Raw genomic sequence first — 13,255 nt, forward strand, 5'->3', positions numbered from 1 at the left:
ACACGACGGCCGCGACAACCGGCCGCCGTAGTTTTTGAGAGGGCCGCTATTTTAGCGTAGCGCCATGGGCGCACGATATGGCACCGTGCGTCGCGCCGCGCGCAGGTGTTGCGCGCGACCGGGATCGGCGCAATGGCGCCATACCCGGTGCGCTCCGCCGGGCCTGCGCGTCAGCAGGTCTCGTCGCGGCACATCGACAAACGGGCGGCCGTGTCGCGCAACCCTTCGACGACCGCGTCGACGGACGGCGCCATGTGCGTATCGATCCGGCGCATGTATGGGCACGTCAGCACCGCGATCGCATGGCCGGACGGCCCGAGGATGGGCGCGGTCAGGTCGGTCACGCCGTACGCCTGGCGGCTGTCCTGGCGCAGGTAACCGTCCTGCCGGATGGACTGGCACGCGTACGCGAGTTCCTGCTCGTTCACCGGCGCTTCGCCCTTGACCTTGCGGTGCTCGACGAGCATGTGCGCGCGCTGCTCGGCGCCCTGGAACGCCAGCATCACGCGCCCCGATGCCGTATCGGCGAGCCCGACGCGCGAGCCGAGCCGGACCGACACGCCCCACGGGCCGGGCCCGTCGACCTGCGCGATCACGAGCAGGTTGCCGCGATCGTAGACGGACAGGTGGCACGATTGTTCGGAGGCGTCGGCGAAACGCTGCATCGGCGGCAACGCCTCGGCAATGAGCCGGCTCATCGGCGGATGCCGGTGCGCGAGCGAGAACAGCTTGAGACTGAGCGTGTAGCGGTCGCCGCCGGTCGAGCGCATCACGTAGCGGCGCGCGACGAGGCGTTCGAGCATTCGGTAGATTTCGCTCGCGTTGCGTCCGAGTTCCTTCGTGATTTCGGTGCGGGTGAGGCCTTCTTTCTGCTCCGACAGGAGTTCGAGAATGTCGAGACCCTTGTCGAGCGCGGGCGCGCGATAGCGGTCGATTGCGCCCATCGATTCCCGAGCGTCGCAGCCGGGAAGCAGGTCGTTGGTTGTTTGCATTGTCGGTGTGAGGTTGGGGGATTGCCGTCGGTCGGTTGGCGACGCACGCTGACCAATTCTGCAACTCGCTTGTGTCGAGCCCGCGTGTGGCAACGGAGGCCACCGTTTGAGCTTAACAACAAACATTTAGTGTGCAATGCAGCGTCTTTTTACCGATCGTTACCGGATAAGAACGGATCAGTTGATTTTCAGGATGACAGGGAAGCCCCGAATACCCGGTATTTGTAACAGGTGGCACTGGTTCAAGGTGTTCGAAAGGAAATCGGGCGGCGGCGCTATTCGCGATGCTGCGCCGCAGCGTCCGCGGGCGCACCAATAGTCGGTATCCGTCGCGCGTCATTTCATCGCGCACGGCCGGTGGTACAAAGGTTGGCGGGCCAGCGACGGTGCGGCCGCGCATGAAGCCGGCCGGTACGGGCCGGACCATGTCGCGGGTGCCGGGCCGTCGTCGCCGATGCGCAGACCGGCGGCCGCCCGTTCGATGTGCGCCATACTTCCGTGCGGCGCCACGATCGCTGCGCCCGCGCGACCCTCGCGTGTCGACGGCATGCCGGATGCGGCGCCGACGCGGGCAATCGACGATCGACAATCAGTCCGGCGTGCGGCCGCGAAGGGCCGCGTCGGCCGGAATCCTGTCCCATTCGACAACAGAGGTTGACCACGATGAAACTGCTTCGCTATGGCCCGTCCGGCCAGGAAAAGCCCGGGATTCTCGACGCGGACGGCCGGATTCGCGACCTGTCCGCGCATGTGCCGGACTTGTCCGGTGACGTGCTGTCCGACGCGGGTCTCGCGCGGCTGCGTGCGATCGATCCGGCCACGCTGCCGCTCGTGCCGGGCGAGCCGCGCATCGGCGCGTGCGTCGGGCACGTCGGCAAGTTCATCGGCATCGGCCTGAACTACGCCGATCACGCGGCCGAAGCCGGCATGCCGGTGCCGAAGGAGCCGGTCGTGTTCGGCAAGTGGACGAGTTCGATCTGCGGCCCGAACGACGGCATCGACATTCCGAAGGGCTCGGTCAAGACCGACTGGGAAGTCGAGCTGGGCGTCGTGATCGGCGCGACCTGCAAGGACGTCGACGAAGCGCGCGCACTGGATTACGTCGCGGGCTACTGCGTCGTCAACGACCTGTCCGAGCGCGAATGGCAGCTCGAGCGCGGCGGCCAGTGGGACAAGGGCAAGGGCTTCGACACGTTCGGCCCGATCGGTCCGTGGCTCGTCACGCGCGACGAGGTGCCCGATCCGCAGCGTCTCGAACTGTGGCTCGAAATCGACGGCCACCGTTATCAGCACGGCAACACGCGCACGATGGTGTTCACCGTCGCGCAGCTGATCGCCTATCTGTCGAGCTGCATGACGCTGCAGCCGGGCGACGTGATCACGACCGGCACGCCGCCAGGGGTCGGCATGGGCATCAAGCCGTCGCCGGTATTCCTCAAGGCCGGCCAGATCGTGCGCCTCGGCGTCGAAGGGCTCGGCGAGCAGTTGCAGCACACGCGCGGCGCACAGTAACCGAACGAGCCGCGATCCCGTTGAGCGACCGCAGCAGGCGGTCGCCGGAAACCGGATGCTGACGCTGACGCGTCAAAACCAAGGGCCCGAATCCGCGTAATGCGGAATCGGGCCCTTGCCGTTCGTACGCGGTGTGCGCGGGTTCGATCACACGACGTTGTCGAGTTCGCAATGCGCTTCCAGCCGATACCCGTCGGGATCGACGACGAACGCCGCGTAGTAGCCGGGGCCGTAGTGCTCGCGCTTGCCGGGCCCGCCGTTGTCCTGGCCGCCGTGCTCGAGCGCGGCGCGGTAGAACGCGTCGACCTCGACGGGCGAAGCGGCCTTGAACGACAGGTGCATCCCCGAGTCGGGATCAGGCGCGACGGGGCGAGGCGCATATTGCAACCACAGCTGCGGCTCGGTCGCGCCGTACCCGATCGAGCCGTCGTCGCTGTACAGCCGCTTGTAGCCGAGCGCGCCGAGCGTGCTGTCGTAGAACGCGCGGCTGCGGCCGATGTGGGCGACGCCGAAGGAAAGGTGATCGATCATCTGTTGGCTCCTTGAACTGAAGGGGGACGTCAGTGCGGCAAACCCGCCTATAGGCACCATGCCAGCCGCTTGTAGCGGAGCGCGCCGAGCGCGCTGTCGTAGAACGCACGGTTTCGGTCGTTGTGGATAACTCCGCAGGAAAGGCGATCGATCATCTGTGGCTCCTTGAACTGAAGGGAGACGTCGGTGCAGCAAACCTCTTTAACCACCATGCGGGTTATGTTAGAAAGCGTCCGCGGGCTTGTCAACCGGCATGGTGGTTAGATACGATCCGGGCATGAGCGATACGCAACCTTCCGTCACGACGGACTGCCTGATTCCGGCGCCACCCGAAACCCTGAGCATCGATTTCGCGAACACGCTGTACTGGCGTGGCAGCGACCCGCCGACGGAAACCTTCGGAACGATGGATGACCTGCTGGCGTGGTGCCGCGAGCAAGCCGGGGTGCCGGCCGGCCTGGCCGACAAGTGCCGCGTGCGCGGCGTGGCGGAAGGCGAGCCGGCGATGCTCGCGCGTGCGCTCGCATTGCGCGAGGCGCTGTATCGGCTCTTTTATGCGCAGGCCGAGCGGCGCGAGCCGCAAGAGGACGATCTCGCGCTGCTCGGCGGCTTCCTGGCGGAAGCGTCGCCGCGCGTTGCGCTGGCGCGCGTCGACGGAGGCTATGCGTGGCGGATCGGGGATACGGGCGCAACGCTCGCGGGGCTGCTGAGCCCGGTGCTTTGGTCGGCGATCGACCTGCTCGGCGGTGCGCGTCTTGCGAAGGTCAAGCGTTGCGCGAACGACGCCTGCCAGTGGCTGTTCATCGACGACAGCAAGAACGGCAGCCGCCGCTGGTGTTCGATGTCGTCGTGCGGCAATCGCGCGAAGGCGTACCGCCACTATCACAAGGCCGACTGACGGTCGGCCCGTTCACTGCGCGTCAGCCGCCCTACTTCGCCGACAACTTCCGCCACAGCGTCGTCTTGCTGATGCCGAGCATCGCGCACGCGCGGTCGCGGTCACCGCCGCACGCGTCGAGTACCGCGCGGATCTCGTCGGCTTCCGCGCGGCGGCGGCGCGCGTGCAGCGTCTGCGCATCGTCGCTGTCGGCCGCGTCGGGCGGCGCCGCGAACAACTCGGGTGCGATCGCCTGCAGCGCGTCGGGAGCGAGCGCGGCACATGCGGCGGCGGCATCGTTTTCATCGGCTTCCTCGGCCAGCTCCACCGCGATCCGCTCGATCACGTTCTGCAGTTCGCGCACGTTGCCGGGCCACCGGTAGCGCGCGAGCGTTGCCTGCGTCGCGCCCAGCACGCGCGCGGCGTCGCTTGCGTCGCGCAGGCGTTCGGCGAGGCGCGGCTCGCGCCGTGCGGCCTGCACGAGCAGCGTGGCCGCGAGCGCCGGGATGTCGGCTGCGCGCTCGCGCAGCGGCGGCAGGCCGACGTTCAGGATGTTGAGCCGGTAATACAGATCCGCACGGAACGTGCCGGCCTCGACGGCCGCGAGCAGCGGACGGTGCGTCGCGGCGATCACGCGCACGTCGATGCGGATCGGCTCGGTCGAGCCGAGGCGGATCACCTCGCGCTCCTGCAGCGCGCGCAGCAGCCGGCTCTGCAGCGACGGCGGCATTTCGCCGATTTCGTCGAGAAACAGCGTACCGCGATGGGCGGCTTCGAACAGGCCGGTCTTGCCGCCGCGCCGCGCACCGGTGAACGCGCCTTCCTCATAGCCGAACAACTCGCTTTCGAGCAGCGCTTCCGGAAACGCGCCGCAGTTGACCGCGACGAACGGGTAGCTGCGCCGCGCGGACAGCGCGTGCAGGCTTTGCGCGATCATCTCCTTGCCGGTGCCGCTTTCGCCGAGCACGAGCACGGTCGCGTCGGATTTCGCGTAGCGGCGCACGAGATCGCGCACGCGCGCCATCGGCGCCGATGCGCCGACCACGTCGTCGAGCGCGTAGCGCGCCGCGAACTGCTGCGTGGTGGGCTGCGAACGAAGCGCACGATCGAGCCGTTCGACCGCGCGCGATTCCTGGAACGTCAGCACGCTGCCCGACGTGACGCCGCGATCGACGAGCGGCCCGCGATGCACGACGTAGCGCACGCCGCGCACGGTTGCGAGCGCATCGCCATCCTCGCCGCGCAGCGTGCGCAACTCGGGCCGCAGGTCGACGAGCGCGCGGCCGACGGCCGCCGCGGGTTCGACCCCGAGCGCCAACGCAAGCCGCTCGTTGATCGCTTCGACACGGCCGTGCGCATCGAGCGCGACCACGCCGTCGCGCAGGTGCTGGAGCAGGTTGTCGAGCCGCTGGCGGCGGAACGCTTCCGCATGCGTCGCATACGCGACTTCGAGCGCGGTATCGACGGCCTTGCGTACCGAGGCGTGCGAATACAGGAACACCGCGCCCATGCCGGCGCTGGCCGCGAGGTCGGTGACGAGGCCGGGGCCCACGATCGTCTCGATGCCGCGGTCGCGCAGTTCGTGCACGCAGGCTTCCGCTTCCTGTGCGGACTGATATGACGCAAACTGCACGTCGAGGCCGTATGCGGCGACGAAGCGGCGCACTTCGGGCGGGGTTTCCCCGGCGCTGACGAGCGCGATCCGCGACGCGTCGCGCCGTGCGCGTGCGAGCGCCTGCATCACGTCGAAGCCGGTCGGCGACACGACCACCACCGGCACCTGCGCACGCGTCTTCAGGAAGCCGCCGTTCGAGCCGGCCGCGACGATCACGTCGGGCCGCGCGGTGCCGGCCTCGGCGATCGCGCTGAGCGCATCCTCATAGGCGCGCGTGACGATGCGCACGTCGGCGCGTTCGTCGAATTCGCCGGCGATCTCGCGAAAAAGTTCGCGCAGGCGGCTGATGCCCATCGCCCAGATACGCGGGCGCGCCGCGCGATCGGTCGGGCCGACGGGCTTGGTCGAGGAGAGGTCCATGGCGGTCGATTATGCGCGCGCGATTTCATTTTTGAAACATGAAATTGCCAAATTGAAATCATCAGGCGCTGCCCCGCCCGTGCCGGGTGCTTAAGAATCAGTGAGTTAGCGACGTTGCGCGAGCTGGCCCGGTCCTTGCTGTTAATGGTCGTTCCTTCAGGAGGCCGTTCATGAGCAATACGCATCTTCAGAGCGCCGGCGCGAAATTCCGCGCGGCAGTCGCGGCCGAGCAGCCGCTGCAGGTGGTCGGCGCGATCACCGCCTACGCCGCCAAGATGGCGCAGGCCGTCGGTTTCAAGGCCGTGTACCTGTCGGGTGGCGGCGTCGCCGCGAACTCGCTCGGCATTCCCGACCTCGGCATCAGCACGATGGAAGACGTGCTGATCGACGCGAACCGGATCACCAACGCGACCGACCTGCCGCTGCTCGTCGACATCGACACGGGCTGGGGCGGCGCATTCAACATCGCGCGCACGGTCCGCTCGTTCATCAAGGCCGGCGTCGCGGCCGTGCACATGGAAGACCAGGTCGGCCAGAAGCGCTGCGGCCACCGCCCGGGCAAGGAAGTCGTGCCGATCGAAGAAATGGTCGATCGCGTCAAGGCCGCGGTCGATGCGCGCACCGACGACCAGTTCGTGATCATGGCGCGCACCGACGCCGCTGCCGCCGAAGGGATCGACTCGGCGATCGAGCGCGCGGTGGCCTATGTCGAAGCCGGTGCGGACATGATCTTCCCGGAAGCGATGAAGACGCTCGACGACTATCGTCGTTTCAAGGCCGCCGTGAAGGTGCCGATCCTCGCGAACCTGACGGAGTTCGGTTCGACGCCGTTCTTCACGACCGACGAGCTGCGCGAGGCGAACGTCGACATTGCGCTGTACTGCTGCGGCGCGTATCGCGCGATGAACAAGGCCGCGCTGAATTTCTACGAGACGGTGCGTCGTGACGGCACGCAGAAGGCGGCCGTGCCGACGATGCAGACGCGCGCCGAGCTGTACGACTTCCTCGGCTATCACGAATACGAGCGCAAGCTCGACGAGCTGTTCGCGCAGGGCAAGAAGTAACGCGCCCGCGCGCCGGGACACGATTCCGGAGAGCTTTGCATGGGGCCGCACTAGGCGCTGAAGCGCCAAGTCCGCCCGACGGCTTTGCATCGGTCGGGCCCGGCGCCGCGGCGCCGGTTCAACCGACCGCTGATACCCCCGATACACATTGGAGAACGGAAACATGAGCGAGACGAAAGACGCAGCTGCACCGGCCGCCGCAGGCGCATTCAAGCCGAAGAAATCGGTGGCGCTGTCGGGCGTGACGGCCGGCAACACCGCGCTGTGCACGGTCGGCAAGACCGGCAACGACCTGCACTATCGCGGCTACGACATTCTCGACGTCGCCGAATCGTGCGAATTCGAGGAAATCGCGCACCTGCTCGTGCACGGCACGCTGCCGAACATGACCGAGCTGGCCGCGTACAAGACCAAGCTGCGCGCGCTGCGCGGCCTGCCGAGCGCGCTGAAGGCGGCGCTCGAGCAGATCCCGGCGTCCGCGCACCCGATGGACGTGATGCGCACGGGCGTGTCGGTGCTCGGCACCGTGCTGCCGGAGAAGGACGACCACAACCTGCCGGGCGCGCGCGACATCGCCGACCGCCTGATGGCATCGCTCGGCTCGATGCTGCTGTACTGGTATCACTTCTCGCACAACGGCAAGCGCATCGAGACGGAAACCGACGACGATTCGATCGGCGGCCACTTCCTGCACCTGCTGCACGGCAAGACGCCGTCGAAGTCGTGGGTCGAGGCGATGCACACGTCGCTGATCCTGTACGCAGAGCACGAATTCAACGCGTCGACGTTCACCGGCCGCGTGATCGCGGGCACGGGCTCGGACATCTACTCGGCGATCACCGGCGCGATCGGCGCGCTGCGCGGGCCGAAGCACGGCGGCGCGAACGAGGTCGCGTATGAAATCCAGAGCCGCTACAGCTCGCCGGACGACGCCGAAGCCGACATCCGCCGCCGCGTCGAGAACAAGGAAGTCGTGATCGGCTTCGGCCACCCGGTCTACACGATCTCCGATCCGCGCAACAAGGTGATCAAGGGCGTCGCGCACAAGCTGTCGAAGGAAGCGGGCGACCTGAAGCTGTACAACATCGCCGAGCGCCTCGAATCGGTGATGTGGGAAGCGAAGAAGATGTTCCCGAACCTCGACTGGTTCAGCGCGGTGTCGTATCACATGATGGGCGTGCCGACCGCGATGTTCACGCCGCTGTTCGTGATCTCGCGCACGTCCGGCTGGAGCGCGCACATCATCGAGCAGCGCATCGACAACAAGATCATCCGCCCGAGCGCGAACTACACCGGTCCGGAAGACCTGCAGTTCGTGCCGATCGAGAAGCGCTGATCCGCCAGCCGCGGGCCGGCCCCCCGGGAGGGGCGGCCGGCGGGGCGCCGGCGCCGCGCGCCGGCGGCCGGCGCGCGCCGGACGTCATCCCCTGATTTCCCGCCCCACACCATGAATACCGCCCACCGCAAACCCTTGCCCGGCACGTCGCTGGACTATTTCGACGCGCGTGCCGCGGTCGAAGCGATCGCGCCCGGCGCCTACGACACGCTGCCGTACACGTCGCGCGTGCTCGCCGAAAACCTCGTGCGCCGCTGTGATCCGGCGATCCTTGCCGATTCGCTGAAGCAGATCATCGAGCGCAAGCGCGATCGTGATTTCCCGTGGTTCCCGGCGCGCGTCGTGTGCCACGACATCCTCGGGCAGACCGCACTCGTCGATCTCGCCGGCCTGCGCGACGCGATCGCCGACGGCGGCGGCGACCCGGCCAAGGTGAACCCGGTCGTGCCCGTGCAGCTGATCGTCGACCACTCGCTCGCCGTCGAATGCGGCGGCTTCGATCCGGACGCGTTCGCGAAGAACCGCGCGATCGAGGATCGCCGCAACGAGGATCGCTTCCACTTCATCGAGTGGACGAAGAAGGCGTTCGAGAACGTCGACGTGATCCCGCCGGGCAACGGCATCATGCACCAGATCAATCTGGAGAAGATGTCGCCGGTGATCCAGGCGCAAGACGGCGTTGCGTATCCGGACACCTGCGTCGGCACCGACAGCCATACGCCGCACGTCGACGCGCTCGGCGTGATCGCGATCGGCGTCGGCGGCCTCGAAGCCGAGAACGTGATGCTCGGCCGTGCGTCGTGGATGCGCCTGCCCGACATCGTCGGCGTCGAGCTGACCGGCAAGCGCCAGCCCGGCATCACCGCGACCGACATCGTGCTCGCGCTGACCGAGTTCCTGCGCAAGGAGAAGGTGGTCGGCGCGTACCTCGAATTCCGCGGTGCGGGAGCGGCGAGCCTCACGCTCGGCGATCGCGCGACGATCTCGAACATGGCGCCCGAATACGGCGCGACGGCCGCGATGTTCTTCATCGACGGCCAGACGACCGACTACCTGCGCCTCACCGGCCGCAGCGACGAGCAGGTGAAGCTCGTCGAGACCTATGCGAAGGCGGCGGGCCTGTGGGCCGATACGCTGGACAACGCGCAATACGAGCGCACGCTGACGTTCGACCTGTCGAGCGTGGTGCGCAACATGGCCGGCCCGTCGAACCCGCACAAGCGGCTGCCGACGTCCGACCTCGCCGCACGCGGGATCGCCGGCGAGTGGGAAGAGAAGGCGGGCGAGATGCCCGACGGCGCGGTGATCATCGCCGCGATCACGAGCTGCACGAACACCAGCAACCCGCGCAACGTGATCGCGGCGGGCCTGCTCGCGCGCAACGCGAACGCGAAGGGCCTGACGCGCAAGCCGTGGGTGAAGAGCTCGCTCGCGCCCGGCTCGAAGGCGGTCGAGCTGTACCTGGAAGAAGCGAACCTGCTGCCCGAACTCGAGAAGCTCGGCTTCGGCATCGTCGCGTTCGCGTGCACGACCTGCAACGGGATGTCGGGTGCGCTCGACCCGAAGATCCAGCAGGAGATCGTCGATCGCGACCTGTACGCGACGGCCGTGCTGTCCGGCAACCGCAACTTCGACGGCCGCATCCACCCGTATGCGAAGCAGGCGTTCCTCGCGTCGCCGCCGCTCGTCGTCGCGTATGCGATCGCCGGCACGATCCGCTTCGACATCGAGAAGGACGTGCTTGGCCACGACCGGGACGGCAAGCCCGTCACGCTGAAGGACATCTGGCCGACCGACGAGGAGATCGATGCGATCGTCGCGTCGAGCGTGAAGCCCGAGCAGTTCCGCAAGGTCTACGAGCCGATGTTCGCGCGCAGCGCCGATGTGGGCGAGCGCGCGGCGCCGCTGTACGACTGGCGGCCGCAGAGCACGTACATCCGCCGCCCGCCGTACTGGGAGGGGGCGCTGGCCGGCGAGCGCACGCTGCAGGGGATGCGCCCGCTCGCGGTGCTCGGCGACAACATCACGACCGACCACCTGTCGCCGTCGAACGCGATCCTGCTGGACAGCGCGGCCGGCGAATACCTCGCGAAGATGGGCCTGCCGGAAGAAGACTTCAACTCGTACGCGACGCACCGGGGAGACCACCTCACGGCGCAGCGCGCGACCTTCGCGAACCCGACGCTCGTCAACGAGATGGCGGTGGTCGACGGCGCGGTGAAGAAGGGCTCGCTCGCGCGCGTCGAGCCGGAAGGCAAGGTCATGCGGATGTGGGAAGCGATCGAGACGTACATGAATCGCAAGCAGCCGCTGATCGTCGTGGCCGGCGCCGACTACGGCCAGGGCTCGTCGCGCGATTGGGCCGCGAAGGGCGTGCGGCTCGCGGGCGTCGAGGCGATCGCCGCCGAAGGCTTCGAGCGGATCCACCGCACGAACCTGATCGGGATGGGCGTGCTGCCGCTCGAGTTCAAGCCGGGCACGAACCGGACGACGCTCGGCATCGACGGCACCGAAACCTTCGACGTGATCGGCGAGCGCACGCCGCGCGCCGACCTGACGCTCGTGATTCACCGCAAGAACGGCGAGCGCGTCGAGGTGCCGATGACGTGCCGGCTCGATACGGCCGAGGAAGTGTCGATCTACGAAGCGGGCGGCGTGCTGCAGCGCTTCGCGCAGGACTTCCTCGAATCGTCGCAGGCGGCGTGACCCGCGCAACTTGAGAACACAGACATGGCTCACATTCCTCAAATCAGGATTCCCGCGACCTATATCCGCGGCGGCACCAGCAAGGGCGTGTTCTTCCGGCTGCAGGATCTGCCGGACGCCGCGCAGGCGCCGGGCGCCGCACGCGACGCGCTGCTGCTGCGCGTGATCGGCAGCCCCGATCCGTACGGCAAGCAGATCGACGGGATGGGCGGCGCGACGTCGTCCACCAGCAAGACGGTGATCGTGTCGAAGAGCACGCGGCCCGGCCACGACGTCGACTACCTGTTCGGGCAGGTCTCGATCGACAAGGCGTTCGTCGACTGGACCGGCAACTGCGGCAACCTGTCGGCGGCAGTCGGCCCGTTCGCGATCAGCGGCGGGCTCGTCGATCCCGCGCGCGTGCCGCGCGATGGCATCGCGACCGTGCGAATCTGGCAGGCGAACATCGGCAAGACGATCGTCGCGCACGTACCGGTGACGAACGGCGCGGTGCAGGAGACGGGTGATTTCGAGCTGGACGGCGTCACGTTCCCGGCCGCCGAGGTGCAGCTCGAATTCATGGACCCGGCCGCCGAGGAAGAGGGGGCGGGCGGGTCGATGTTCCCGACCGGCAACCTCGTCGACGATCTCGCGGTGCCGGGCGTCGGCACGCTGAAGGCGACGATGATCAACGCGGGCATTCCGACGATCTTCGTCGAAGCGGAAGCGATCGGCTATACGGGCACCGAGCTGCAGGACGCGATCAACGGCGACGCGAAGGCGCTCGAGAAGTTCGAGACGATTCGGGCGCATGGCGCGCTGCGCATGGGCCTGATCGACACGCTCGATGAAATCGCGACGCGGCAGCACACGCCGAAGATCGCGTTCGTCGCGAAGCCGGCCGATTACGTTGCATCGAGCGGCAAGCGCGTGAACGCGGGTGACGTCGACCTGCTGGTGCGCGCGATGTCGATGGGCAAGCTGCACCACGCGATGATGGGCACGGCGGCGGTCGCGATCGGCACGGCCGCGGCGATCCCCGGCACGCTCGTCAACCTGGCGGCGGGCGGCGGCGAACGCAACGCGGTGCGCTTCGGGCATCCGTCGGGGACGCTGCGCGTCGGCGCGGAAGCGCAGTTCGAGAACGGCGAGTGGACCGTCACAAAGGCGATCATGAGCCGCAGCGCACGCGTGCTGATGGAAGGCTGGGTGAGGGTGCCGGGGGATGCGTTCTAGGGTGTGCGTTCGTGGTGATATCGCGACAGGAAGGCCGCGCGTCGAGGAACACATGCGGCCCACCACCCCATTCGGAACAGACTGAGGAGGCTGTCGACTTTCCCGCTATCTGCGGCGCTGCTCCTGACGCAAGCGATCCAGTTCGTCGCGTCGGTTGAGGCGGTCCAGCGCTAGAGCGAGCAAATCTCGCTGATAGGTGTACCGTCGTACGATTAGGTTCAGCATGACGCCACCAATGGCAAGGCCACCCAGAAATGCAACGCCGTAGAGGAACAAGTCTTGTTGCCAGCCCTGTTCCAGGTTCTTGATTGCGTTGACCGTGGCCCAGCCCATACTCCCGAGGGCCAAAATGGCGACTTTGTCCGCTCCTCCTAGGAAAAAGCCTAGTCGCTCCCTGATTCGAGTGATCCTGATCGAGAGCCAAGAATCCGTTTTTTCCAGTGTTTTCTTGTCAAAAATCAGAAGCTTTTTTGCTTGCTCCGAGTCGTGATCGATTTCCAAGATCAGTTGTTCGAGGGAATTCTTCTTAAAGCGTGCGAGCATTGTTGCGGCTGGTATGACGTCGACAATGAGAGACACCAAGGAGAAAATCATTGATGCGATCCCGATGAATATCGCGACTGTCAGCCAACTTCCGTGGATAGGGCGAAAAAATTTGACCCATCCGGCGAAGGCTAACAACACGACAAATAGACCCGCACCAGACCATCGAAAAACACTGGCGATGCGGGCTACCCATTTTTCGAATCTAGTCTGTGTCGATCTGGGTGACAAGGGCTTCATTTCGTCAAGAGCTTTCAGGATCTTGAAGAATTCGCTATTTGTGACGCTCATGGATTTTTCCCGGAACGAGTGGATTGGTTTTCCGACCTTAAAAACATATTGATGATTAATTACCGATGCGGCCTGGTCAATATGTACGCGAATCACCTCCGTGTTGGATTTGCGGGATGTCGGCTGCATTGCGGACGGTTTCTCATGGATTGG

10 protein-coding genes are annotated in these 13,255 nt (G+C 66.6%); 6 read left to right on the plus strand and 4 right to left on the minus strand.

Features of this window, described 5'->3' with window-relative positions; all coding sequences use genetic code 11:
* Positions 1-170 precede the first annotated feature (170 nt).
* Positions 171-992 carry an IclR family transcriptional regulator gene (locus LGN17_RS14180; RefSeq protein ID WP_226197362.1) on the minus strand — a complete coding sequence of 274 codons (822 nt, stop codon included), beginning with the start codon at positions 990-992 and terminating at the stop codon, positions 171-173.
* Positions 993-1,655: 663 nt separating this feature from the next.
* On the opposite strand from LGN17_RS14180, the gene LGN17_RS14185 reads away from it, so the two are divergent.
* Positions 1,656-2,504, plus strand: coding sequence for an ureidoglycolate lyase (locus LGN17_RS14185; RefSeq protein WP_226197363.1), 849 nt, complete (start codon positions 1,656-1,658; stop codon positions 2,502-2,504).
* A 147-nt stretch (positions 2,505-2,651) separates the two neighbouring features.
* On the opposite strand, the gene LGN17_RS14190 is transcribed toward LGN17_RS14185, so the two are convergent.
* On the minus strand, positions 2,652-3,035 hold the full coding sequence (locus LGN17_RS14190; RefSeq protein ID WP_226197364.1) for a VOC family protein: 384 nt from the start codon (positions 3,033-3,035) through the stop codon (positions 2,652-2,654).
* Between the two features lie 277 nt (positions 3,036-3,312).
* Here LGN17_RS14190 and LGN17_RS14195 point away from each other — a divergent pair, with 277 nt between their 5' ends.
* Positions 3,313-3,933, plus strand: a complete 621-nt coding sequence (locus LGN17_RS14195; protein ID WP_226197365.1) for a CGNR zinc finger domain-containing protein — start codon at positions 3,313-3,315, stop codon at positions 3,931-3,933.
* A gap of 31 nt (positions 3,934-3,964) precedes the next feature.
* Here the strand turns inward: LGN17_RS14195 and prpR are convergent, their stop codons facing one another.
* Positions 3,965-5,947 (minus strand): propionate catabolism operon regulatory protein PrpR, encoded by a 1,983-nt coding sequence (gene prpR / locus LGN17_RS14200; RefSeq protein ID WP_226197366.1) that lies wholly within the window; start codon positions 5,945-5,947, stop codon positions 3,965-3,967.
* 170 nt (positions 5,948-6,117) lie between these two features.
* Between prpR and prpB the strand changes: the two genes are divergently transcribed.
* From prpB to prpF, 4 genes are all read left to right on the plus strand, one after another.
* Positions 6,118-7,011 carry a methylisocitrate lyase gene (gene prpB / locus LGN17_RS14205; RefSeq protein ID WP_175952661.1) on the plus strand — a complete coding sequence of 298 codons (894 nt, stop codon included), beginning with the start codon at positions 6,118-6,120 and terminating at the stop codon, positions 7,009-7,011.
* 163 nt (positions 7,012-7,174) lie between these two features.
* Positions 7,175-8,347: a 2-methylcitrate synthase gene (gene prpC / locus LGN17_RS14210; RefSeq protein WP_175965148.1), complete on the plus strand. Its 1,173-nt coding sequence runs from the start codon at positions 7,175-7,177 to the stop codon at positions 8,345-8,347.
* A gap of 111 nt (positions 8,348-8,458) precedes the next feature.
* Complete coding sequence (acnD, locus tag LGN17_RS14215; RefSeq protein WP_226197367.1) at positions 8,459-11,053, plus strand: Fe/S-dependent 2-methylisocitrate dehydratase AcnD; 2,595 nt, start codon at positions 8,459-8,461, stop codon at positions 11,051-11,053.
* Positions 11,054-11,077: 24 nt separating this feature from the next.
* The gene (gene prpF, locus LGN17_RS14220; protein WP_226197368.1) at positions 11,078-12,268 is read left to right on the plus strand and encodes a 2-methylaconitate cis-trans isomerase PrpF; all 1,191 of its coding nucleotides are present in this window, start codon (positions 11,078-11,080) and stop codon (positions 12,266-12,268) included.
* A gap of 105 nt (positions 12,269-12,373) precedes the next feature.
* On the opposite strand, the gene LGN17_RS14225 is transcribed toward prpF, so the two are convergent.
* Positions 12,374-13,231: a hypothetical protein gene (locus tag LGN17_RS14225; protein ID WP_226197369.1), complete on the minus strand. Its 858-nt coding sequence runs from the start codon at positions 13,229-13,231 to the stop codon at positions 12,374-12,376.
* Positions 13,232-13,255: the final 24 nt, after the last annotated feature.

The organism is Burkholderia sp. AU30280 (assembly GCF_020420125.1).
Classification (GTDB): Bacteria; Pseudomonadota; Gammaproteobacteria; order Burkholderiales; family Burkholderiaceae; genus Burkholderia.

What these genes read in the sequence shown, in the direction of transcription:
- LGN17_RS14180 (WP_226197362.1), bottom strand. Translation starts at nt 992, where the DNA reads ATGCAAACAACCAACGACCTGCTTCCCGGCTGCGACGCTCGGGAATCG.
- LGN17_RS14185 (WP_226197363.1), top strand. Translation starts at nt 1,656, where the DNA reads ATGAAACTGCTTCGCTATGGCCCGTCCGGCCAGGAAAAGCCCGGGATT.
- LGN17_RS14190 (WP_226197364.1), bottom strand. Translation starts at nt 3,035, where the DNA reads ATGATCGATCACCTTTCCTTCGGCGTCGCCCACATCGGCCGCAGCCGC.
- LGN17_RS14195 (WP_226197365.1), top strand. Translation starts at nt 3,313, where the DNA reads ATGAGCGATACGCAACCTTCCGTCACGACGGACTGCCTGATTCCGGCG.
- prpR (WP_226197366.1), bottom strand. Translation starts at nt 5,947, where the DNA reads ATGGACCTCTCCTCGACCAAGCCCGTCGGCCCGACCGATCGCGCGGCG.
- prpB (WP_175952661.1), top strand. Translation starts at nt 6,118, where the DNA reads ATGAGCAATACGCATCTTCAGAGCGCCGGCGCGAAATTCCGCGCGGCA.
- prpC (WP_175965148.1), top strand. Translation starts at nt 7,175, where the DNA reads ATGAGCGAGACGAAAGACGCAGCTGCACCGGCCGCCGCAGGCGCATTC.
- acnD (WP_226197367.1), top strand. Translation starts at nt 8,459, where the DNA reads ATGAATACCGCCCACCGCAAACCCTTGCCCGGCACGTCGCTGGACTAT.
- prpF (WP_226197368.1), top strand. Translation starts at nt 11,078, where the DNA reads ATGGCTCACATTCCTCAAATCAGGATTCCCGCGACCTATATCCGCGGC.
- LGN17_RS14225 (WP_226197369.1), bottom strand. Translation starts at nt 13,231, where the DNA reads ATGCAGCCGACATCCCGCAAATCCAACACGGAGGTGATTCGCGTACAT.